The organism is Parendozoicomonas haliclonae, from assembly GCF_900174585.1.
Taxonomy (GTDB): Bacteria; Pseudomonadota; Gammaproteobacteria; order Pseudomonadales; family Endozoicomonadaceae; genus Sansalvadorimonas; species Sansalvadorimonas haliclonae.
The window spans coordinates 1-23,079 of sequence record NZ_FWPT01000021.1 but is presented as its reverse complement, the minus strand read 5'-3'; the positions used below and the strand labels follow the sequence as shown (position 1 = coordinate 23,079).

At 49.0% G+C, this 23,079-nt stretch carries 26 protein-coding genes; 19 read left to right on the top strand and 7 right to left on the bottom strand.

Annotated features, from left to right (window positions below):
* Positions 1 to 109: 109 nt before the first annotated feature.
* The 16 genes from EHSB41UT_RS25070 (at position 110) to EHSB41UT_RS23825 (ending at position 11,402) form a co-directional block, all read left to right on the top strand.
* A complete protein-coding gene (locus tag EHSB41UT_RS25070) occupies positions 110 to 316 on the top strand; it encodes a topoisomerase DNA-binding C4 zinc finger domain-containing protein (protein WP_415837503.1) in 207 nt (68 codons plus the stop codon).
* Between the two features lie 20 nt (positions 317 to 336).
* Positions 337 to 888 (top strand): 3'-5' exonuclease family protein, encoded by a 552-nt coding sequence (locus EHSB41UT_RS23895; RefSeq protein WP_087113391.1) that lies wholly within the window; start codon positions 337 to 339, stop codon positions 886 to 888.
* Between the two features lie 74 nt (positions 889 to 962).
* Positions 963 to 1,370, top strand: coding sequence for a hypothetical protein (locus EHSB41UT_RS23890; RefSeq protein ID WP_087113390.1), 408 nt, complete (start codon positions 963 to 965; stop codon positions 1,368 to 1,370).
* 856 nt (positions 1,371 to 2,226) lie between these two features.
* A complete protein-coding gene (locus EHSB41UT_RS23885) occupies positions 2,227 to 3,648 on the top strand; it encodes an alpha/beta fold hydrolase (protein WP_087113389.1) in 1,422 nt (473 codons plus the stop codon).
* Between the two features lie 84 nt (positions 3,649 to 3,732).
* Complete coding sequence (locus tag EHSB41UT_RS23880) at positions 3,733 to 4,092, top strand: hypothetical protein (protein WP_087113388.1); 360 nt, start codon at positions 3,733 to 3,735, stop codon at positions 4,090 to 4,092.
* An 80-nt stretch (positions 4,093 to 4,172) separates the two neighbouring features.
* Positions 4,173 to 4,631, top strand: coding sequence for a nuclear transport factor 2 family protein (locus tag EHSB41UT_RS23875; RefSeq protein WP_087113387.1), 459 nt, complete (start codon positions 4,173 to 4,175; stop codon positions 4,629 to 4,631).
* Between the two features lie 136 nt (positions 4,632 to 4,767).
* The gene (locus EHSB41UT_RS23870; protein WP_087113386.1) at positions 4,768 to 5,301 is read left to right on the top strand and encodes a DUF6817 domain-containing protein; all 534 of its coding nucleotides are present in this window, start codon (positions 4,768 to 4,770) and stop codon (positions 5,299 to 5,301) included.
* 21 nt (positions 5,302 to 5,322) lie between these two features.
* Positions 5,323 to 5,634: a hypothetical protein gene (locus EHSB41UT_RS23865; RefSeq protein WP_133060652.1), complete on the top strand. Its 312-nt coding sequence runs from the start codon at positions 5,323 to 5,325 to the stop codon at positions 5,632 to 5,634.
* Positions 5,635 to 5,665: 31 nt separating this feature from the next.
* On the top strand, positions 5,666 to 6,070 hold the full coding sequence (locus tag EHSB41UT_RS23860; protein ID WP_087113384.1) for a hypothetical protein: 405 nt from the start codon (positions 5,666 to 5,668) through the stop codon (positions 6,068 to 6,070).
* A gap of 82 nt (positions 6,071 to 6,152) precedes the next feature.
* Positions 6,153 to 6,608, top strand: a complete 456-nt coding sequence (locus EHSB41UT_RS23855; RefSeq protein ID WP_087113394.1) for a GNAT family N-acetyltransferase — start codon at positions 6,153 to 6,155, stop codon at positions 6,606 to 6,608.
* A 79-nt stretch (positions 6,609 to 6,687) separates the two neighbouring features.
* Positions 6,688 to 7,383, top strand: coding sequence for a GNAT family N-acetyltransferase (locus EHSB41UT_RS23850; RefSeq protein ID WP_087113383.1), 696 nt, complete (start codon positions 6,688 to 6,690; stop codon positions 7,381 to 7,383).
* A 278-nt stretch (positions 7,384 to 7,661) separates the two neighbouring features.
* The gene (locus EHSB41UT_RS23845; protein ID WP_133060651.1) at positions 7,662 to 8,078 is read left to right on the top strand and encodes a hypothetical protein; all 417 of its coding nucleotides are present in this window, start codon (positions 7,662 to 7,664) and stop codon (positions 8,076 to 8,078) included.
* A 42-nt stretch (positions 8,079 to 8,120) separates the two neighbouring features.
* Positions 8,121 to 8,474, top strand: a complete 354-nt coding sequence (locus EHSB41UT_RS23840) for a hypothetical protein (protein WP_087113381.1) — start codon at positions 8,121 to 8,123, stop codon at positions 8,472 to 8,474.
* Between the two features lie 5 nt (positions 8,475 to 8,479).
* The gene (locus EHSB41UT_RS23835) at positions 8,480 to 8,716 is read left to right on the top strand and encodes a hypothetical protein (RefSeq protein ID WP_087113380.1); all 237 of its coding nucleotides are present in this window, start codon (positions 8,480 to 8,482) and stop codon (positions 8,714 to 8,716) included.
* A 236-nt stretch (positions 8,717 to 8,952) separates the two neighbouring features.
* Positions 8,953 to 11,031, top strand: coding sequence for an EAL domain-containing protein (locus EHSB41UT_RS23830; RefSeq protein WP_087113379.1), 2,079 nt, complete (start codon positions 8,953 to 8,955; stop codon positions 11,029 to 11,031).
* A gap of 65 nt (positions 11,032 to 11,096) precedes the next feature.
* Complete coding sequence (locus EHSB41UT_RS23825; RefSeq protein ID WP_087113378.1) at positions 11,097 to 11,402, top strand: hypothetical protein; 306 nt, start codon at positions 11,097 to 11,099, stop codon at positions 11,400 to 11,402.
* Positions 11,403 to 11,436: 34 nt separating this feature from the next.
* Here the strand turns inward: EHSB41UT_RS23825 and EHSB41UT_RS23820 are convergent, their stop codons facing one another.
* The 4 genes from EHSB41UT_RS23820 to yiaY form a co-directional block, all read right to left on the bottom strand.
* Positions 11,437 to 11,694: a FeoC-like transcriptional regulator gene (locus EHSB41UT_RS23820; RefSeq protein WP_087113377.1), complete on the bottom strand. Its 258-nt coding sequence runs from the start codon at positions 11,692 to 11,694 to the stop codon at positions 11,437 to 11,439.
* A complete protein-coding gene (gene feoB / locus EHSB41UT_RS23815; RefSeq protein ID WP_087113376.1) occupies positions 11,688 to 14,036 on the bottom strand; it encodes a Fe(2+) transporter permease subunit FeoB in 2,349 nt (782 codons plus the stop codon). Before feoB ends, EHSB41UT_RS23820 begins: the two co-directional genes overlap by 7 nt.
* Positions 14,005 to 14,286 carry a FeoA family protein gene (locus EHSB41UT_RS23810; RefSeq protein ID WP_087113375.1) on the bottom strand — a complete coding sequence of 94 codons (282 nt, stop codon included), beginning with the start codon at positions 14,284 to 14,286 and terminating at the stop codon, positions 14,005 to 14,007. Before EHSB41UT_RS23810 ends, feoB begins: the two co-directional genes overlap by 32 nt.
* A gap of 314 nt (positions 14,287 to 14,600) precedes the next feature.
* The gene (yiaY, locus tag EHSB41UT_RS23805) at positions 14,601 to 15,752 is read right to left on the bottom strand and encodes an L-threonine dehydrogenase (RefSeq protein ID WP_087113374.1); all 1,152 of its coding nucleotides are present in this window, start codon (positions 15,750 to 15,752) and stop codon (positions 14,601 to 14,603) included.
* 416 nt (positions 15,753 to 16,168) lie between these two features.
* Here yiaY and EHSB41UT_RS23800 point away from each other — a divergent pair, with 416 nt between their 5' ends.
* The gene (locus tag EHSB41UT_RS23800; protein ID WP_087113373.1) at positions 16,169 to 16,909 is read left to right on the top strand and encodes a tRNA1(Val) (adenine(37)-N6)-methyltransferase; all 741 of its coding nucleotides are present in this window, start codon (positions 16,169 to 16,171) and stop codon (positions 16,907 to 16,909) included.
* Positions 16,910 to 16,982: 73 nt separating this feature from the next.
* Here EHSB41UT_RS23800 and EHSB41UT_RS23795 read toward each other — a convergent pair whose 3' ends face one another.
* The 3 genes from EHSB41UT_RS23795 to EHSB41UT_RS23785 all read right to left on the bottom strand — a co-directional run bounded on the left by EHSB41UT_RS23795 (position 16,983) and on the right by EHSB41UT_RS23785 (position 20,858).
* The gene (locus tag EHSB41UT_RS23795) at positions 16,983 to 17,978 is read right to left on the bottom strand and encodes a hypothetical protein (RefSeq protein ID WP_087113372.1); all 996 of its coding nucleotides are present in this window, start codon (positions 17,976 to 17,978) and stop codon (positions 16,983 to 16,985) included.
* A gap of 249 nt (positions 17,979 to 18,227) precedes the next feature.
* Positions 18,228 to 19,295 carry a methyltransferase gene (locus EHSB41UT_RS23790; protein ID WP_087113371.1) on the bottom strand — a complete coding sequence of 356 codons (1,068 nt, stop codon included), beginning with the start codon at positions 19,293 to 19,295 and terminating at the stop codon, positions 18,228 to 18,230.
* A gap of 84 nt (positions 19,296 to 19,379) precedes the next feature.
* A complete protein-coding gene (locus tag EHSB41UT_RS23785; RefSeq protein ID WP_087113393.1) occupies positions 19,380 to 20,858 on the bottom strand; it encodes a carboxypeptidase M32 in 1,479 nt (492 codons plus the stop codon).
* Between the two features lie 145 nt (positions 20,859 to 21,003).
* Between EHSB41UT_RS23785 and udk the strand changes: the two genes are divergently transcribed.
* Positions 21,004 to 21,624 carry a uridine kinase gene (gene udk / locus EHSB41UT_RS23780; RefSeq protein WP_087113370.1) on the top strand — a complete coding sequence of 207 codons (621 nt, stop codon included), beginning with the start codon at positions 21,004 to 21,006 and terminating at the stop codon, positions 21,622 to 21,624.
* A gap of 257 nt (positions 21,625 to 21,881) precedes the next feature.
* Entirely contained in the window at positions 21,882 to 22,919 is a 1,038-nt protein-coding gene (locus EHSB41UT_RS23775) for a GMP reductase (protein ID WP_087113369.1), read from the top strand.
* The last annotated feature ends 160 nt before the right edge of the window (positions 22,920 to 23,079 follow it).

Below are 23,079 nucleotides of genomic sequence, written 5' to 3'. Positions count from 1 at the left end.
AAAGAAAACATAAACCTTTCTTCGGAGGTAAGCTGATGATATTGCATGGTTCTTCACTCCGGCCGAGCGAAAGTCATCAATATCGCAGCTTACCTCTTACCTGTCGCACTTGGTTTATGAATCCGCGCCCTCTAAGAAAAATAACGAGAGACTATGTCCAAAGTGTGGCAGTGCCTTGGTACCGATTACATCAAAGGACGGCACAAGAATAGACATTAATTTTTTGCGCTGCTCTCAATATCCAAAGTGCAAAGCGGCTGTCATGGCTAAAGAGTGGTCCCAAGTGGCTATGGCGCACAAGCACCAAGAATTATAAAGCCGCCAATAAACTTAGTTATGAATATATTCATAGATACAGAATTTACATGCCTACCGGGCGATAATTCTTCATCTGAAATGATTTCTATAGGCATTTATTGTGAAAATGGCTGTGAGTACTACGCCTGCCTATCTGATTTTGACCAAAGCAGCTTAAGTCCCTTCGTAAGAGACAACATCATTCCCCTTCTACCAGATAGAGCTGTGAGAAAGCCAAAGGAGGTTATAAGTCAGGAAATAACCAAACTTTTATCAGAACACGAGATCACATCTGTTTGGGCTACATTTCCAACAATCGATCAATTAGAAAATCTATATTCTGAGAAGGAAAACATCAGGGAGATTCATCAAAAATACGCAGATTGGGATTTTCAGCTTTTGCTGAAAGTTCTAAACAAGATACCAGAAAACTTCCCAACGCAATGCAAGGATATTACTCCGTATTATTTATCGCTTGACCCAAGCAAGATGCCAAAAAATGAAAGCTCCCATGATGCTCTGCAAGATGCCATTTGGAATTATAAGGTTTGGAGAAGAGCAAGAGCGTCATCAGCACCACTACCCACCTGAAACACCTCAGGTAATAAAATAACATCTGAGTAAACCCTGCTATTCTCAAACAGAATAAATCATAGGGAATACTCATGATCAAAGTAAGAAAATGGCCTCTTCTTCTTATTTTCACATGCAACATTGTTCTTGCAACAGAAGACGAGGCGTCGACACAATCAGATCCGCTTGATGCCGTTATTGCTGCTCCAGATTCACACAAGGTTCTTTTGGAGAACGAATCTGTCAGAGTACTCAGAGTCATAATAGAGCCTGGCGTGAAAGAACCAGTCCACATCCATAAAGCCAGCAGTGTCATGATTGTCGATCAGCCTGCGCAAATAAAATATTATGGTGAGAGTGACCAGCTTATTTTCATGACGAAGCCTACGGATGGAAAGTCACACCAAAATCCACAGTGGCTTGACCCTGAGGGCTTACACAGCGTCGAAAACATCGACAATAAAGTCTACAAAGCATACCGAATCGAAATCAAAGAGTAAGCCGTCCTGAAACCTTGATACGCCTACGATGCCTGTTAGCTGCCGTCAGGAGGATTGAGAATCCCGCACGGCATCAGCATAGGTAGGTGGTGGTGGCCCATAAGAGGGAGAAGGTTCATGAATTATGACAGGAGCGATAATTTGCAGACTGTTATGACTGGGGCCCCTATCCCTCAGCCGTTCATTTTGTGCCTTAGCTTCAATAACTAAAGCTTCGTCCCTGACATATTTATAGTAAGAATGACTTACCTCTGATCCACATATGGCACCAGTGGCTGCTTCACAGCATATCAGGCCAACAGAGTGACCCATATAACATCCAAAGGCTACGCAACAACAAGTCACTGATACCGGTATTAAACCGAAAATTATGGTGGCTCTATCATCACCCTCAATTATGCTTTGTCGTACATCAGGATAAGTTAAATCAACAAAAAGATTCTCATAAGAGACCGCTTTCACTTTCCTATAAAAAAATGAAGACCAACTTTCCTGATTGGCAGGGGGAAGTGACATCTCTGTCTGGGTAGATGCATCCCTTACAGGTTTAATCGCCTCATTATTTAACACCGACACCCCCAAGCTAACATTCTCGCAGATACTTATGACGCTTTTCAATTTGAATTATCTTTAATACAAACCACCCCTACCCCTATGGTGATAACTTTTATTGACAATGGTTTAATTTTTTAACTAACAAAGCAGGAATTTTACCTAACAAATCAATCAAAGGATCAAATCGGTAGCCCATACCAAGACGATAAGGTTCCACACTGACCAGTGAAAAGCCCAAGAAAATTCGGCGCCTTTTATTCAGCATCCAACTCATTAAGATCAACAATAAAAAGTAGTTACAATGAAGCTTACTAAATATTTAACTATTGCACTAACCTTATTCACGACCAATATAGCATCAGGCAATGAATTCAAAAAATGTACTGATGCTGACAATTTTCCAGAATTAGAAAACTCATTATGCACCACTGTAAAAACATCATTAGACCATCAAAAACATAGCAAGGATGAAATTGACCTTTTCATCCGCAAATTCCCTTCATTAGAAAAACAAAACGGTTCCCTTTGGCTAATTAGTGGAGGGCCTGGGGAATCCGGCGCATCTTTTTACTCAAGCATTCAAACCTTTCGAGAGACATTTCCAAACTTTGATATTTATGTACCAGACCACCGAGGCACAGGCGCATCGAGCTCAATATGCCCAGGTGAAGATATAGGTTCTCTGGCGGGGAAAACATTAGTCGGGAATGAGTGGGGAGAATGCTTTGCTCATATGTACTCGAACGTTGAATATGTTCAAGCCTTTAGCATTACCAATGCGGCAAAAGACTTACGCTTTCTTATTCAAAATTTGAGTAGCCCCGGCAAGCAGTATCTTTACGGTGTATCGTATGGAACACAACTTGTACTAAGAACGTCTCAGTTAGAGGGTCTTCACTTAGATGGTATTATCCTGGATTCTCTCGTTCCCTTACAAAATGATGAGGATTTCGAGCTTAGTAAACGGTCCCATGTCGTCAATAGGGTTGGTAACGCCTTTCTCGACCAGTGCAACCATCCTGACAAGTGCTCAGGACTATCAAGAGATAAGCTAAAAGCGAAGTTGGCTAATTTGATTGCTGATTCAAATCAACTGAAAGATTTTTCAGAGACTTTACCAAATGTGAGACTATCTGATGCACTAGGAGGAATGCTCGATGTTCCACATGTGCGAAATCAAATACCTGAAATAATAAACGGCTTATCTGCAGGAGCCCCCTCAAAACTAGAAGCGGCAATACAACAGGTGAATGACTTCTATATGGGGTTAGATTCGGGTTATGCAAACTTTGGTAGCTCCATTCCTTTGGTTCAGATAATAACCTCTTCAGAAAACAACCTCAGACCAAAAATCACAAAAGAAGAGATCAAAGCCGAAGAAAAAAGTTTACTTTTTACAAGCCCTCTTCCTAAATTAATGTCTGAGAATAGTATGCCAACCTATAGCAAAGATGGCTTCTTTGCCCAACTCCCTGACAGCCTGCCAAAGACAATGATTTTCCATGGTACACTAGATCCCAAAACACATCATACCGGAGCACAAAGGCACGCCAAAGAGCTATCAAAGCGAGGTAGTGTATCCTTTATTGATGTTGTAGACGGCACACACTTTGTTGCTTTAAATGCTCCACAATGTTTTGCTGAGTATGCTAAATCCTTTCTCGGTACTACAAATGCTCAAAATAAAAAATGCCTCGATAAAAATGTCCTATTGAAAATCTAGATTTTATTATTTTTTAGGTGATTCAGGTAACGCTGTAGACGGCGTACCTGAATAAAGTTCTTTCGACAACAAGGAGGTTACATAATGCACAAAGAGATCTTTACGAAACTTATCGGAACAATAATTGCTATTTCAGCGCTTTACTTTCTCATTGTCATTTTTAGTGACAATAAAAATATCGACCTAACGGATATTACAATTTATATGGGATTCGCAACCATAGGCAGCGTGCTCGGATTAGTCTTTGGATACATATTTTATAATTTTTTTGCCAATAACCTTTTTCTGACTGCAATAATCGCAGCAGCTGCAGTACTGATTGCATCAACGCAATCAGCATTACTAGTTCAATATCCTATGAGTGATCTATGTATCTGCATAGCATTTATAATTATTTCTGGTGATGTTGCAAAAATAAGACATGGCATGTCCGTTGATAAGTAAATTATATTCATCGCTAAAATTGCATGCCTTCTGCAGAGCATGATCGGAGTAGCATATAAAAGGGAGTAGTTTGAAGACCTATGAATAAACTCTATACAATTCTTCTGGCTTTATTCTCATTATCCTCCTTCGCTAATGAGCCCCCTCTGAAAGAGACAATGAAAGCGCTTGATAAAGCGCTTTTTGAGTCGTTCAACAACTGCCACAATCCAGCCGAGCTGGAGAAGCATGCCAACTACTTTGCCCATGATTTAGAGTTCTACCACGATAATGGCGGAGTCACCTGGGATCGTGACAGCATGATTACAAACACTAAGAACAATGCCTGTGGCAATTATACACGAAGGCTTGTTGCTGAATCTTTCAAGGCTTATCCGGTTAACGGATTTGGGGCGATTACCGAGGGTGTACACATTTTTTGTCAGACGGAAACTCAAAAATGTGAGGGGAAGGCCAACTTTGTCATGGTCTGGCGTAACCAGAATAACCAATGGGCCGTTACCCGTGCATTAAGTTACGGACACCGTGAAAATAGGTAACGTATGAATAACAGCTGAAATCCCCCTCTCACTACGCAAATGCTGTGTGCCTGTAGCAGACTATAACTTCCGCATTATGGCTTGACTGAACCAATCTATACTCTGCCCGCAATTTACAGTCATGAGGCACTTATGTATGGATAAATTTGAATTACTGAAAGATTTGGGTGCTGGTGACTTCTCCCATTTAAATGGGTCTTTGATGTCTCATTTAAAAGGAACTGAAGCAATACTCAATGCCTGGGGAGCGACTGAAACGCTGAAGATCTCTGGCCTGTTCCATGCAGCCTATGGTACCTCAGGATTCGATCAGAATATGGTCTCATTAGATCGGCGATCTGATATAGCGAATCTTATCGGAGCCGAAGCAGAGGAACTTGTCTATTTGTACTGCTCTTGTGACAGGAGCTATGTTTATCCGCAGTTCGGGAGCTCACACCCAGTTGAATTCAAAGATAGATTTAATAATTCTACGTTTTCTTTATCCGATGCAGAGCTAGAGTCATTCTGCGAGCTTACGGCAGCAAACGAACTTGAGCTTGCAACTTCAAGTGACGATTTTAAACTCAAATACGGAAAAGATTTGTTAGATTTATTCCAGAGAATGCACTCATATCTTAGCCCTCAAGCACAAAAAGCTTACACATCAACTCTCGAAAGCATCTCATAAAATAAGCAATAGGAAATGCGAATGGATTCCATTATAACCTATGCAATAGGCAATATAATTTTCACGGCAGCGCTTCTGTTTTTTGCAGCAAAGATATTATCAATCAGTCTATCTTTCCTGCATGCGTCAATCGTAGCGCTCGTTGGTGAACTCTTAGCAGCATTCACTTCAGGAATAACTGGTGGAGTACTTATGGTATTCACATATTTCCTGTTGCTTCATATTTTCACCAAATCGTCCTTTATCGGGATTTTTTCCCTATCAATTGTTAGTACCGTCTTAGGAATGGCATTTGCTCAATTCGTCATCACCCCATTTCTTAGGCAGCTCTGATGCACCATCCAATTTATACAGACACTACACAATGATCCTTGAAAGCATTAAATCTCCCATCCCTGACACATGGTTCTATAACCAAATTGATGTGATTGCCCGGTGGGCAGAAATAGCCAGTAAGACTTATAAAGAAGAAGGGAATATAAAGCTCAGTCGCGAAATAGTGCAGGAGGTGAATTCACTTATCAATAACGTGAAGCTCACGCAAGATAGAGAAACAGATGATAAAAGCAATCCTTATTACTGGTTAAACACCTGGAAAATGCACTCGCTATTCAGAGCCATTAACCTCTCAGAAAGGTTCGTATTCCGTCATCCGGTACTATCTGACAAGGAGAAGTCCCGCATCAATTCAGAGATCATGGAAGAAGTCAGATTGCTTAATAATTATTTAAACCATTTCGACCCTTTCAGCACCTTCACTGACACTTAATACTGACAAAGCTCCCCTTTGCTTATAAGTTCTCAGGTGCCTATTTTCACTCTTTAGCTGTTTGAAGCGTGTGAGTTTCCAGATGCAAATGATCTTCAGAGAAGCCCAAAAATCTGATCTACCCGATCTCATCCATCTTTTAGCCAGTGACGAACTGGGTCAACAGAGAGAAAACCCAGGTCTTCCGCTGGAGAGTAGCTATATCGATGCTTTTGACGCGATACAGCGCGATAAAAACAATCAGCTCATAGTCGCTGCTGTGAATGACCAGATCGCCGGTATGTTCCAACTTACCTTTATCCCGTACCTCACCCATAGAGGGAGCTGGCGCTGCCTGATTGAAGGAGTCAGGGTTCACCACAATCTCCGTGGGCAGGGTATTGGTGAGCAGATGTTTCAATATGCTATAGAACTGGCAGCATCCAAAGAGTGCTCCCTGGTACAGTTAACGAGCGATAAGCAAAGACCGGACGCCATTCGCTTTTATCAAAAGCTGGGATTTATCGCCAGCCATGAGGGTTTTAAACTCAAGCTATAAACCACTCTCCGTTCTTTTGATTGATTAGCTTATCAAAATGAGTAACATGCCTTTTTATCGCTAAGTGGTATATCTCCAAATGTCACAAGAAATTGGCTTTCCCGTTGCAGACTGGCACACACCGAAATTCCCACCCCATGAAATTTTAGAAGGTCATTTTTGCCGCTTAGAGCCTCTTAATATTAAACATGTCGAGGATTTGCATAAATCCAACCATTCAAGCTCCTATGAGTCACTATGGACATACCTGCCCTATGGCCCATTCAAGGATGTTCATGAATATGAAACCTGGATTGAAGGCGCATCCAAAAGTATCGACCCTCAGTTCTATGCCATTATTGATACGAACAAGAATCTTGCGGTTGGCGTAATCAGCTACCTAAGAGTGTCACCTGAATCGGGTTCTGCTGAAGTCGGTCATTTATGTTTTTCTTCACTATTGCAGAAAACTCCGGCAGCCACCGAAGCTGTGTACCTTATGATAAAAAATGTATTTGATTTAGGGTACAGACGCTGTGAGTGGAAGTGTGATGCTTTGAATGCAAACTCTATGCGTTCCGCTAAGAGACTTGGATTTACATTTGAGGGGATATTCCGTCAAGCTACCATCGTAAAAGGTCGTAATAGAGATACCGCCTGGTTCTCAATTCTTGATAAAGAATGGCCCGAGCTCGACAAGGGCTATCGCTCTTGGCTTTCTCAGTCAAACTTTGATAGTGCTGGTATCCAAAAGAGCAGACTGCAAGACTTTTTCCTGCCAACTGCATCTCAGTAATAATCGAGATAAGGCAGCGTTGTGATTCGCTGCCTTTCCAGCCATCGCCCCACATCAGAAAGCATTATTCAACAAAAACAATCCAAGATATTATCGGTCAAGTTAACTCTCAGTCCTTGAAGTCAAAACCGTATATTTAAAATACCAATAATATGAAAAAAATATTTCTGCTTCTCCTGCCCCTCTTACTTTGCAGCTGTACTTCTATTCCTCTTTCTACCATTGCCAAAATGAGTACATTTGGCTGGGAGGATTTTCAGTCCCTCCAGGCTGAGGAAGTGCAAGTCAAAATCACTGTACCCGAGGGGTTTCATCTTGATGTGGAAAATAGTTGGCTGGGGGTTGATATCACATCTGTAGCGAATGCTTACCAAAGCGTATTCAAGCTACAGGAGAATACAAAGCCTGCCGTACTTGAACATAGCTCGTTTTTTGGTGAGGCCAGTAAGGCTACCGTTTACAACCTGCAGCTCAACAGCCAGTCGCAGGCTGAGTTCGCAGAGCTTCAAAAATATTTACAAAAAAGCCAGGCCGAAGGTGTGGCTATTCGCGTTGTACCCAAACTGGCGAGTTACCCGCAGGCTGCCGATAACGTCGAGATATCCATTGATTTGCAGCTGTCCTCCGAGGAAGGCTACTTTACGCTGATTGATGGTGCCGAGCTCTCTCTGGCCAAACTTCGTTCCAAAAAATAGAAACCTTGCCCTCCCAAGTCCTTCGCAGAGCGAACAATAATAATGATCTTTGCAGTCCTTAAATATTTAACGGTCGCGAACCTGCTCAGCGCTCTCACAGTGGTGGGGCTGTCTTTTTTTATTGATGCCATCACTCTCGCAGAACCCGGCAATATTCTTATTGCCAATACTGTTCTCCTCTGGAGCTTTGCCTATATTCTCTTCGCTCCCGGCAGCCCCTCACATGCTGTACAAAGCAATCCGGCTGCACTTAAAGCAGACGCTTCCAGCCTTCACACTTCAGGGGAGGCCGATCGTGCACGATTCAAGCTTGAAAACACCAATACCGGCATGCTGTTGTTTATAGCGGGCCTACCCTCCTTTCTGGCCTGCCTTGTTCTTTTTCTACTGCTGTGATCACAATGAAATATCTGAAATTATTGAAGGGTTTTGCCTGGCTATCACTGATTCCCTCCATAAGCTGGGCATGGGGAGGCAATGCCAGGGTTGAATGTCCTGAAGAACTGGCCAGTGGATGTGAAAGGATCATCCATAATATGTCCGGTGGAAACTCCTGGATATTCCTGCTTGAGATCGTAGCGTTTATTCTGCTGGCTCTTTACATCGTTCATTACGTTCATGAGAACTGGTTTAAGTAACCGGTTTGAAGCTCAGTTTATCCCCCACTCCTCTGCATTTATTGCAGACCCTCCCTACTCACCTCACACCTGCTCACACACCTCACACTTGATCCGTACATCTACCAATAGCCACTTGCACACCACAGGTACATATTAACCGAATCGGGATAGTCACCGGCGCACACACATAACCAACACTTTCCGCCGGACATCGCTCCCCGACTTTGCTCTCACCCCGTGCAAGGTTTACCGAAATGGATGTTGTACTGAAAGGACTGCCGGGCCTGCTCAGCCGTGGTTTACAAAAGCTCAACGGATTCAATCCCAAACCGCTGAATTTTTCCATTGATCTCACCGCAATCGCGCTTCTGATTCTGCCCCTGACGCTGGCCAGAGCCATCGTTCTTGCGCTGGGCACGCTGTTGAATTACTTCAACCTCCCGGAACTTGCCAGTTATACCCAACATATTTCCAATAGCCTGATTGGCCTTTACCCTCTGGCCCTGTGTATCTGTACGGCCTATTACTTTTCCCATAAGACGTCGCTCGCCAGCGGACAATTTATTTTTTATACCATCTCGCTCTATTTTTTGTTTTCGGTAGAAACCGGCAAGATATCCCCTGACCTTCCTCTTCCCAACAGTTCTTTCTTTGCCATTATCAGCTCACTGGTCACCTATCGTTTCTGCAAAGCCTTTCCGCTGGATTACCTCACTCTTGGTGATAACACCATTGCCACCAAAACCCTGCGGCATGCTATCCACTATCTGGCCTTTGTCGTACTAAGCCTGCTGCTGTCTCTACTTTCACCGCCGATTGTGAATGCTCTCAGTGCTGCGGTTCGACTCACCGGCTTTGATCCCATGACACTGCAGGGAGCGTTAGCCTATCAGCTGATAAACAGCCTGCTTTGGTGCATGGGCATACACGGCACTAATATTCTGCTGGAGACCAAAACCACTATTGAACAAATCTCTCTGGCGAATATTGAAGCCTGGCAGGCCGGCATTGAGCCTCTGCAGATTCTCACGGATGGTTTTAATACCGCCTATCTCAATATGGGTGGTATAGGCAGTACCTTCTCTCTGGTGCTCTGCATTTTGCTGTTTACCCGCAATCGCACCCATCGCCAGCTGGCGCTCGCGGCATTACCTTTCGCCCTGTTTAATATTAACGAAGTGATTCTTTTCGGTTTGCCGGTGCTCTTTAATCCGTTATTGATTATTCCGTTCATACTGGTTCCGCTGGTTAATATTCTGATTGCTTATTCCGTCACCTTATCCGGTCTGATTCCGCCGGTGGAAACCACCTTAAACTGGCTGACACCTCCGTTGATGAGTGGTTATATCGCCACCGGGTTCTCCTTCAGTGGTGTGATGCTTCAGTTGGTTCTGATTAGCATAGGCATCCTGATTTACCGGCCGTTTTATCTGGCCTTTGCCGGATCACATAATGATTTTCTGAGCGATTCCCTGCACAGCGAAGATATGGATCGTTCTCTCTTCCTGGGTACGCTCGACCGGCTCCGCGGGCAAACCTATGAAAGCCGTGCCTACTCGCAGGCTCAGCAACGGCTTAAGTCCACCTTCAAGAACGGCGTACTGGTGATGCATTATCAGGAAATACGTCCGTTTGCTGCCGGTTATCCGCCCACCTTTGAAGCCCTTATTCGCTTGAAAGACGCCCAGGGCCAGCTACACCCGCCCCGCTTTATTGCCGACTTCCAGAGCCTGAAGCTGATGCCGATGCTGGACCGAATGGTGATCGATTCCGTACTCAAGGATCTTCAGCCTATCCCTCGGGATAAAGCCGTGCGGATTGCCATTAATATCTCGGTCGCATCGATCCTGCAGGAAGACTTTGCCGACAGGCTGCTGGAACGCCTGGATCATTATGAAATCCCACGGCACTGGCTGGAGATAGAAATTACCGAGGAGGCCATTTTGAATGAAGAGGCTTCACTCAAAACCACCATGACCCGGCTGCAGGCCTGCGGAATCAACTTCTCGATTGATGATTTTGGTTCGGGCTATGCGTCCTTTCCTCACATCATGAAGTACCACTTCAACAAAATTAAGCTGGATCGCTCCCTGCTGCTGGATGCGGTTTCCGATCAGGGCAAGGATCTGTATCAGCTCATCGCCGGTATTGGCAAAATCGCCAACTGCTCAACTGTCGCCGAAGGGGTGGAAACTGAGGAAGAGTGCGCCTTTGTAAAAGACTGCGGTATCGATCTGGTACAAGGGTTTCTATTTGCCCGCCCTGCGCCGATTGAAAATGTGCTGAAAGCGCTGGATATCCCCCATAATCCGGAGCAACAGACAGTTACATAATCACACGTCTTTTCCCGGAATCTTCACTACACTGGCGGTTGCTTCACAGGCTTAAACCCAAGACTATGCAAACATCCGTCAGAATCAGCAACAGAACAGCGACAGTCTTCTGCTCCGCGTGGTTGCTGCTGGCTGCTGCACTGACTGCTGCGGATGGAACAAACGCAGCACAGGAAGCGGTTCAAAGCCCCTCATCCGAACCAGCCGTATCGACAGTTATTGTCGCCAGTACTGACCCTGTTGAACCGGATACCAGCCTTCCCGAGGATCAGGAAACCAGCCCCCAGAAACAGAAAAAGCCATCGCGCCTGGAACGGCTGCGACAGCTTTATCTTCTTCCACTTGCCCACATCTTTAGCAGTAATCACTAATTCAGCAGCAAGCACTAACTTTTAATACAACTGATCAGCCCTTCGGGCAAACCAGCGAGATACGGTTACCACCATTACCGGACCAGCGGTAATAACCCCCACTGGAGCCCCGATCACAACCACCACAGGCCTGGGCGCAGGATGCATCGATATGCTCCACCATCCCTTTGCGCTGCCAGTGGCTGAGCATCCCGGCAATCACCGCCTCTTCACGGTCAAAGTGTATGGCCAGCTCCCGAAGGCTGACCATATCATTGCGTTGCTTCAGGAACTGGCGCAGTTCGCTCAGCATTGTGAGCTCCCTGCCCTGCGGGCCCGCACCAGGGCATCATTGTCGAACAGATTGTCCTGCTGACCTTTGCGACGTAACAGGAACAGCACCACCAGCAACGAACCCAGCAAGATCGCCAGCCAGGTGATGGACTGCACCGGGTGCGCCGAGAAGGTTGCCAACTGATAGTAACCACTGGCTACGGTATACGCCATGTAGGTTGCCCAGCCGCCCACCAGATACATCCAGCCACGACCAGCTTCACGCTTCACCGCGCCCATGGCCGCAACACACGGCACGTAGAGCAGAATAAACAGCAGGTAGGCGTAAGCAGCTTCCTGACCACCGAATTTGGCACGCATCACATCGTAGGTGCTCAGATGTACGCCCTGCTCTTCTGCCGCGACATTGGCATCATTGGTGGTGCCGACATTCAGACCCAGCGGATCACTCACGGTATCAATCAGACCAGAGAAGTTGGCAGGAATCGTTGCCAGAGCTTCGGAAACACCCGCCATCAGGTTGTAGTCGGAACCTTCTTCATGGTCGTCGCCCATATGGCTATACAGTGCATCCAGCGTACCGACCACAGCTTCCTTGGCAAACACACCGGTAAAGATGCCCACAGCCGCCGGCCAATTATCACTCTCCATACCCATAGGTGCAAACACCGGGGTAATGGTACGGCCAACAGCACTGAGGACCGACTTATCACTGTTCTCATTACCCAAAGAACCATCAGTGCCCAGAGAGTTCAGCACGCTCAGCACCGTGACCATAATCACGATGGTCTGACCCGCCTTGATGATAAAGGACTTCAGACGGTCCCAGGTACGCAGAAGCATGCTCTGAACATTGGGCATATGGTAGCGTGGCAGCTCCATCACAAAAGGTGACATCTCACCCGGCAGCAGTGTGCTCTTCATAATCAGACCGGTCAGAACCGCTACCAGAATACCCGCCAGATACAGGGAGAACACCACGTTCTGGCCAGACTCAGGGAAGAACACTACCGCAAACAAGGCGTATACAGGCAGACGGGCACCACAGGACATAAACGGATTCATCAGAATCGTCAGCTTGCGGTCACGCTCCTGCTCCAGAGTACGGGTCGCCATAATCGCCGGCACGTTGCAGCCAAAGCCCACCAGCACAGGAACAAAAGCCTTGCCCGGCAAGCCCAGTGCCCGCATGGCACGATCCATCACAAATGCCGCCCGGGCCATATAACCGGAATCTTCCAGAACCGACAGAAACAGGAACAGACAGCCAATCACCGGAATAAAGGTGGATACGGTCTGAATACCGCCGCCGATACCATCGGCCAGCAATGTGGTCAGGAAGGCCGGCGCACCAATGCCTTCCATCAGATAGCGGGTGCCATCCACAAACAGGGTGCCAGACAGGATATCGAAGAAATCAATAAACGCGCTGCCCACATTGATCGTGAACATAAACATCAGGTACATCACCCCGAAGAAGATAGGCAGGCCCAGCACCCGGCTGAGTACGACCTTATCAATCTTGTGGGTCATGGTCTGACTGACCAGCTGATCACGGAACACTACGTCATCAGCCAGAGTTTCAATAAACCGGTAGCGGTCATCGGCAAACTGGATATCGATATCTTCACCGCCAGCCTGCTCCAGGGTGGCACGAATACGGCCAACAGCCTGCATATTCTCTGCAGACAGCAGCGGCTCCAGGGTTTGATCCCCTTCCAGAAGACGGCCCGCCAGCCAGCGGTTCTGTACCTGCAGTTCGGCGGCCGGAGCCTCAACCAGACTGGCCATGGCAGCCAGTGCCTCTTCCACCGGAGTGGAATAGGTGACTTTGGCTGGCTCACTGCGCTGGGCGCCGGAGAGATAATGCTCGATCGCCTCTTTCAGGGCATCGGTGCCATTGTTACGGCTGGCAACCACCGGAATCACCGCACAACCCAGACGCTGGCTGAGTTTCTCGGCTTTGATGCGGATGCCTTTCTCTTTGGCGACATCCATCATATTCAGCACCACCATCATCGGCCGGTTCATTTCCAGCAGCTGGGTGGTCAGATAGAGATTTCGCTCGATATTGCCGGCATCAAGGATATTGATGTAGAGATCAGCTTCATTGGCCAGCACATAGTCGCGGGCTACCTTCTCATCGATAGCGGTATTACCAATACCGACATCCAGTGAGTAGGTTCCGGGGAGATCCACCAGGGTGATATCACGGCCGGCATGGCTGTAGGCACCGGTCTTCTTCTCAACCGTGACCCCGGGCCAGTTGCCCACCTGCTGCCGGGCACCGGTCAGCCGGTTGAACAGCGTGGTCTTGCCACAATTGGGATTACCGAGAACAGCAACGGTTGCCTGTACCACAGCAGGACTCCTGATCTTTAGATAACGGGTCAATCAATACACACTGGGCTTCATCACGGCGCAGACTCAGGCTGAAGCCGCGAACTTCCAGTTCCACCGGATCTCCCATAGGCGCACGGCGTATCACCTTCAGGGCAATACCCGGAGTCAATCCCATGGCCAGAAGCTGGCGGCGATAGTTACCGCCACCGGTATATCCGGAAATCCGGGCCTGATCGCCAACAGCCAGATCACCCAGAGTTAATGACATGCAAGAATCTCCCGCATTAAAGCCTTGAGCAGAGACCGGAAAGCAGCATGACTATAGTAGAAATGAGAAGCGTTAACATTTACCACTTAAAACAAATCCACCTAAGTCAACAGGTTCCGGAATAGTATAAATTCAGTTTTTGAGAATCATACGCACTTACACGTGCTGTACTTTTGATCGATATCAATATCCTTCGGGTTGTCAGCACCCGGCCTCTGCCAGTAATACCAGCCCGACTTCGGCTTACCGAGAAAGCAGAAAGCCCGGCTTTCGCCGGGCTCTCATGGTGATCAAAAAGGTTTTTCAGCGGGTGCTTACATCGCTTCGCGGAAGATACCGATAATGTCTTCCAGAGTAGCCTTCTTAGGATTGGTGAAGCTGCAGGCATCCTTCATAGCGTTGGTAGCCAGCACTTCAAAGTCTTCTTCCTTCACACCCAGTTCTTCCAGGCCGGCAGGGATGCCCACATCAGCAGCCAGACGGCTGATGGCATCCAGTGCACATTCTGCAGCATCCACATCGCTCAGACCGTGGATGTTCTCGCCCAGAGCAGCAGCCACATCAGCCAGACGGTCAGGACGGGTGCGGGCATTGAAAGCCTGTACATGTGGCAGCAATACCGCGTTGCAGACACCGTGTGGCAGGTCGTAGAAGCCACCCAGCTGGTGTGCCATGGCGTGCACATAACCCAGACTGGCGTTGTTGAAGGCCATGCCGGCCAGCAACTGGGCATAAGCCATCTGCTCACGGGCTTCCATATCGTCACCGTTGCCCACCGCACGACGCAGGAACTGGCCAATCAGCTCAATCGCTTTCAGGGCAGTACAATCAGTGACCGGAGTCGCGATAGTGGAAACATAAGCTTCCACAGCGTGAGTCAGTGCATCCATACCGGTAGCGGCAGTCAGGGAAGCCGGCATGCCCTTCATCAGGGTTGGATCGTTGACGGACATCACCGGAGTGGTGTTCTTGTCTACGATCGCCATCTTCACATGACGCACTTCGTCAGTAATGATGCAGAAACGGGTAATTTCAGAAGCGGTACCAGCCGTGGTGTTAATCGCCACCAGCGGCAGCTGAGGCTTGCCGGAAACGTCTACGCCTTCGTAGTCCTTGATCTCACCACCGTTGGTAGCCACCAGGGCAATACCCTTGGCACAGTCGTGTGGAGAACCGCCACCCAAGGAGATCACAAAGTCACACTCATTTTCAGACAGCAGCTTCAGACCTTCGGCAACGTTGCCACAGGTAGGGTTAGGCTGGGTGCCGTCGAAGATGACGCTGGCGATACCCTTCGCACCCAGCATTTCCACCACTTCACCAACCAGACCAATGTCATTCAGAACCTTGTCCGTCACGATCAGAGCGCGGGTCAGACCCAGGCTCACGATATCATTCATTGCAACGTCGAGGCAGCCTTCACCCATGTGGTTAACAGGAGGCATGAAGAAAGAATAAGCGGCCATGGTCTTGCTCCTTGATTGGTACACTAATGCCTTAAATGGCAAAGAAGTGATAAAAACGAGCACTGTCTGTGCTTCGTGTTGTAATCAACGATACGCCCCTGCCTTATGGCCATTATTGATCCAGAGCAAATTGCCTCGAATTAAAACAATTCGTTAACATTGTCCAAAATCAACAATTGATTCCCACATAAAAATCACCGCTGAACTGAACGCCAAATCCAATAATTATTTCTTATATATGCCTACAGAAACGTTTATAGGTGCAACCTCCAACTACGAACATAGAATGAAAGCATGAAAACTTACGCACAGCCTAAATCAACAATGAACAAAATTATTATTTAATGAACACAACACTGGCGAAGTAGAGCGTTTTATCCTCTAATTCACCGACGTTTTTCTTGTTGTTTTTAGCTATGGCACGCAATACCTATTTTCGTTTTAAAGAGTTTTCTATCCAGCAGGATCAGTGTGCGATGAAAGTCTCCACGGATGCCTGCCTGATGGGAGCACTGGTACCTGTTGAGCACAGCCAGAACATTCTTGATATTGGTGCCGGTACCGGTCTGCTGTCACTGATGGCAGCCCAGCGCAGCCTTGCCCGCATTGATGCTGTTGAGCTGGATCCTGATGCCGCCCGTCAGGCCCGTGAGAACTTCACCGCCAGCCCATGGCAGGACAGGCTTCATGTCGAGCAATGCTCTATTCAGGAATTTGCCGGGCAGACCAGTAAACAATACGACACCATTCTCTGTAATCCGCCGTTCTTTACCCGCCATCTCGCCTCTCCGAACAGTCAGCGCCATCAGGCTCGCCACAATGACTCCCTGCCCTTTCGGGAACTGGCAGAAATTGCCGCCCGTCTGTTAACACCCGAGGGGAGGTTTATTGTGCTGTTGCCGGTCACAGAGACTCGGGGCTTTATCCAGATCTGTGCAACACTGGGCCTGCATTGCCAGCAAACAATCAATATCAAACCAACACCGGATAAAGAGCCTAACCGGAAGGTGCTGTCTTTCTCTTTACACAATATCGATTCAAGCCATCCGGAAAACAATCAAATGACTCACAAAGAGCATACGATTCTTATTCATGAAGGGCAGGGCTACAGTGAAGAGTTTCAAAAGCTGCTCCGCCCTTACTACCTGTCTCTTTAATTCCATGACATAAAAAAACGATGCCCGGTGGCATCGTTTTTTTCGAGTTCAGTGGCTGCAGCGCAGTAACAAATTAATCAGGCTTCTTCTGCAGATCCTGCATCAACTTCTCGAGCTTCTCATTGAACTCCTGACGATCCGGTGTCACCTCGATATCACGGTTGATCGAAGTTTCCAGACCAAAGGCTGAGCTGTACTTGCTGATGAGAGATGCACGCATTGCCTTACCGGCCTCGGTAGGCTGCAGACACTTCTCAATATATTCAATGGCATCGAACGCCGCTTCATGCTGCAAGGCCTTCAGACGCTCGGTCTGAATAGGCGTGCCACGCTGCGCCGCTTCCAGATGCTCTTCCACTTCCGCAGTCAACCTGGCCTGATAGTTCTTCAGCTGATCCAGGTTACTTTCCAGAGCATTGTAGAGAATTTCATCATACTGCTCGGCGCCCAACTTCTGGCCACCTTCACCGGCTTTGGCAAATTCATCCTTGAAGTGCTTGGCGACACCGTCCACACCTTTACCCTGCTCACCCACAACAATAAGGTGTCTGTCCCAATCCTTCCGCCAGTGCGGGTGGTGCTGGGCAAATTTCTTCTCAGCCTGAATGACTTTGAGGTTATCAAGAGTGGTAAGACGCTCCAGCTCTTTCTGAGCTGCGGTATGACCGGCCAGCTCATCCTGATGACGGGCAGCTGCCTTCACCGCTAAATCCGGCATCATCTCGCTGCCCTTCTTAAAGCCATCCATCCAGACCACAGCATCCTGCTGGGCCTTCTGGCTGTCACCGCGATTAAAAGCCTTGGACAGTTCCGCCTCGGTGACTTCTTCACCACGGGCCATCTTTAACAGCTGCACCTCCCGGCTGTTCAGCCGTGTGACGTGCATGCGGGAATCCTGGAATTTATGAACAAAGGTCTGAACCGCATCCTGCACGGAGGCCTTAAAGCCTCGCCAGGCGTACTTGATCTGGCCAGTAATATTGTTGTGGGCCAGTTTCGACAGCACCACATTGTGCAGATTCTTTAAATTGGGAAGCTTTTCCCCGATCTTATCCCCAATACCGCTCATCTCTGCGCTCTCCCTGCAACATCTTGATTCCATCACGGGTCCTGCTGCTCCAACTCAGGCAGCCCCGGGACGGCTGAACTCCATTCCACAATAGAAGTCTCTGACTGGGAGAGCCAAGACCGGGCGATTTGGCGACAAAAAAAGGGAATATGCCTGAAGCGTTCAGAAGGGAATAAAAAAAGTGTCAGCATTTCCAAAAAAACAGGCTGACACTTTTTATTAAGCAGGTATGGCCTGACGATGGGTTTGTCAGATTTCTGCCGAAACAAACGCCGGAGCCAGAGTCGCTCCATAAATGGTGAAGCCCCGCCCCTGAGCCAGCACTTCGCAATGCCCAAAGGCTTCTTCAATCAAAGGCTGATAACGCAGGAAGCTGTTGGCAACAATCCGCAACTGGCCGCCACGGTTCAGGTGCTCCTTGGCCTGCAGCAGGAAGTTCTCAGTCACGTCGTAGCGGGTTTTTACCCCTTCGTGGAATGGCGGGTTGGAGATAATCCAGTCATACCGGCCATTGAGGCCTGACAGACCATGACTGGCAACCACCTTGCCTTCCAGACCATTCAGCGCCAGCGTCCGGCGCGCGGCTTCCAATGCCATGGCATCGGTATCCAGCAGGGTTGGCTTGCAACGGTTATGGCGCTTGGCCTGCCAGCTGCCAATAACACCGGCGCCACAGCCAAAGTCCAGCAACTGACCACGGATATTCTCTTTCGACAGGGTTTCCAGCAACAGCTGCGTGCCCACATCCAGACGGCCATGGCTGAATACGCCCGGCAGGGACGCGACCTGAATCTCGGTACCGGCAACGGCAATCGGGAAGTGCTTCTCTTCCCACCCTTTATTGGTTGAACGAGACTGCTCAGAAGGCAGGAGTTCCAACAGACCGGAATGGCAGCCACTGGTAATCGGCATCACCTCGCCCCAGTTCTGCAGGTTCTTGCGCCAGGACTTAATGCCGGTGCCATTCTCACCCACCAGCAGAATACGCCCCTGCTCGGTCAGCAGCGGACACAGCTGATCCAGCACGGCGGAGGTATAAGGCTTGCTCTTCTGCAGATAGAGCACAATCAGATCGAAGGGTCCCTGCAGCTGAGAGAAATCATGGGAGTAAACCAGATTGGCTTCCGGAACAATGCGGGAGGCCTGCTCGCGCACTTCCACCATATTGGTCAGCACATGGGTGCTGCCGGCGGGACGTTCCGCTGCCAGCAGGGAGAGAAAGCCATCGGCCGGAGGCAGAGCCAGCAACAGGCGCGGGGAATCCAGCTCCTCGCTGTTTTTCTCTAGAAGACGTGAAGGGTTGGTCAGGCTGCTCATAAAGGCTACCGGGGAAAAATGGGGCTGTTATACAGCAGCCCCATGCGTTCGTCCACCAGAGGTCATCCGCCCGAGCGGGCAGATTTACAGGTAACGTGCTTCCAGATGTTCCCGGAAGAACTGCGGATTAAGAGACTCACCGGTGGCTTTGGTGATCAGGGTGTCGGTGTCGTAACGGCTGCCATTGCGCCAGATGTTCTCCCGCAACCAGGCAAAGATCGGAGCCAGATCACCCTTACCGATCATCGCATCCACATCCGGCAGTACCTTGCGAATTGCAGCAAACTGCTGGGCCGCATACATCGCACCCAGGGTGTAGCTCGGGAAGTAACCAAAGGAGCCATCGGTCCAGTGAATATCCTGCATAGGACCATTCTGGAAGTTACCCCGGGTATCTACGCCCAGATACGCCTGCATCTTCTCATTCCAGGCCGCCGGAATATCATCCACTTCCATCTCCCCCTCCATCAGTGCCCGCTCAATTTCATAACGCAGGATGACGTGGGCCGGATAAGTCACTTCATCCGCATCCACACGAATAAAGGCTGGATTCACCCGGGTATAAAGAGTCTGCAGGTTATCCAGCGCCATCGCCGGCTGATCAGCAAAGTGCTTTTTCAGCAGTGGCAGAATCAAACTGAGAAACGCCGGGTGACGACCGATCTGCATTTCAAAGAACAGAGACTGGCTTTCGTGAATACCCATTGAACGCGCTTCCGACACCGGCTGGCTGATCCAGTCCCGACGCAGGTTCTGTTCATAACAGGCATGGCCGGTTTCATGCACCACGCCCATGAGGGCCTGGGTGAAGTCACTTTCATCATAGCGGGTGGTCAGACGCACATCTTCCGGCACACCACCGCAGAAAGGATGGGCGCTCACATCCAGTCGTCCGCCATTAAAGTTGAAGCCCATCAGCCCCATCACATCACGACCCAAAGCTTCCTGAGAAGCCACAGAGAAAGGCCCTTCCGGAATCAGACAGGATTCACTCTTCTGCTTGGCCTGAACCTTGGTGATCAGTTCCGGCAGCCAGGTTTTCACATCCCCGAAAATTTCATCCAGCTTGGCGCTGGTCATGCCTGGCTCGTACAGATTCAGCAGCGCATCATAACGGCTGACACCTGTCGCCTGTGAACGGATTTCTGCTTCCTTACGACTCAGCTCGACAACCGGCTTCAGATTGGCTGCAAAGCCTTCCCAGTCATTGGCCGGTCGCTGACTGCGCCAGGCATGTTCACACTTCGCACCGGCCAGACTTTTGTCACGCACCAGATCTTCCGGCAGAACATTCTCATTCTGCCAGTGGGTGTGCATCTCCCGCAGGTTCGCCGCTTCCCACTCATCCAGAGATTCTTCTTTGGCCCTGGCAAACAGATCGGCGAGATCCGGCTGGGTCATGGATTGATGCATGATCACACTCAGCTCGGCCAGCGCTTCGGCACGGGCATCGTTACCGCCTTCCGGCATCATGGTGGCCTGATCCCAGTGCGCCATGCTGCTCAGGTGGCTCAGCTGGTGCATTCGGTGAAAACGTTTGGTCAGTTCTTTATACGCAGTCATAAACTCTTCACTTCGCATTATTATCGTTGTGCATACTGCCACATACCTATACGGGAATCATTCCTATGTAAAATGCCCGATGCACATAGGCAGTGTTTTTCACTATAATTCGCAGGTTTATTTAGCTGTCTGACTTGTGAAAACCATGCCTCAAAAAACCATAATTGTGGGTATCGCTGGCGCCTCCGCCTCCGGAAAAAGCCTTCTTGCAGAAACTCTGATCAAAGAATTCCCCAGCGAACATGTGTGCATGATTTCCGAGGATTCTTACTACAAGGATCAGTCGCACCTGTCCATGGAAGAGCGGGTGAAGACCAATTACGACCATCCTGAGTCCATGGATCACGCCCTGCTTCTGAAGCATCTGAACATGCTGAAAGAAGGCCAGACCATCGAAGTGCCGGAGTATGACTACTCGATCCACAACCGTACGAACAACACTCGTCGTGTTGAGCCGGCTCGCGTAGTGATCTACGAAGGCATCCTGCTGTTTGTTGATCCGGCCCTGCGTGAAGCCTTTGACCTGCGCTTCTACATGGATACCCCTCTGGATATCTGCCTGACCCGTCGTCTGCAGCGCGATATCATCAGCCGTGGCCGTGATATGGAGTCCGTGATCAACCAGTACATGGAAACCGTTCGCCCGATGTTCCTGCAGTTTATCGAACCTGCCCGTCAGCACGCTGACCTGATTATTCCTCGCGGCGGCAAGAACCAGATCGCTATCGATCTGATCAAGACCAAGATTCACTCTCTGGTCAACTAACGCGATCTCGTTCCCACGATCCTCCGTGGAAATGCCTACGGTATGTGTTCCCACGCGGAGCATGGGAACGAGTTCAGCCAGCATCTCCAAGGCCGCATTTCGCGGCCTTTTTTCTTCCTGAAATCTTGGGCTTGACTTGAGCCAGGCACTCAAGAATAATTTTTCCGTAATAGCGCCTTGGCGAAAACATCCCAACCGACCCCTCGCTTTTACACTTTCTAAGATTCTGTCAAATCGACAACAGGAAATTGCATCCCATGCGGATAGAAAGTGATCTGAAACTTGGCTTCAAAGACGTACTTTTCCGACCTAAGCGTTCAACCCTGAAGAGTCGCTCTCAGGTAGACCTGAACCGCACCTTCCGGTTTATGCACTCCGGCCGTGAATGGTCAGGCATTCCGGTTATCGCCGCCAATATGGATACCGTCGGGACCTTTGAAATGGCCCGGGCCCTCGCTCCTCACGGTATGCTGACCGCAGTCCACAAGCACTACAGCGAACAGGACTGGGCAGCCTTCCTCGAAGGTTGTGACGACACCATCTACGACCGCATCATGGTCAGCACCGGCACCTCCGATACCGACTTCGCAAAGCTCACCTCCCTCCTCGACAAACACCCTCAGCTCTACTTTATCTGCATCGATGTGGCCAACGGCTACTCCGAACACTTTGTCGCGTTCGTGACCAAGGTGCGTGAAGCATTCCCGGACAAAGTCATTATTGCCGGCAACGTTGTGACCGGTGAGATGGTGGAAGAGCTGCTGCTGGGCGGCGCGGATATCGTTAAGGTGGGCATTGGCCCTGGCTCCGTATGTACCACCCGCGTAAAAACCGGCGTGGGCTATCCACAGCTATCTGCCATTATCGAATGTGCCGATGCAGCGCATGGCCTGAGCGGCCAGATTATCGGTGACGGTGGCTGCACCTGTGCCGGTGACGTGTCCAAGGGCTTTGGTGGTGGTGCCGACTTTATGATGCTGGGCGGCATGCTGGCCGGTCACGATGAGTCCGGTGGCACTCTGGTGAAAGAAGACGGTCAGAGCTTCAAGCTGTTCTACGGCATGAGCTCCGAAACCGCTATGGGCAAACACGCCGGTGGCGTTGCCAAGTACCGCGCCTCCGAAGGCAAGACCGTGAAGGTGCCTTACCGTGGCCCGGTAGATATCACTGTTCAGGACATCCTGGGCGGTGTACGTTCTACCTGCACCTATGTGGGTGCTGCACAGCTGAAAGAGCTGACCAAACGCACCACCTTTATCCGGGTTCAGGAACAGGAAAACCGTATTTTCTCCTGATCCGCACCATAGGATACAAAAAAGCCGCTATTCTGAAGTGACCCCCAATAGTTGGACACCCAATTATTGGGGGTTACTTTTATGTCCAAATACAGCCCAGAGCTGAAACGTATCATTGCCAGCGAATACATAGATGATGGAATATCATCACATCAGCTCG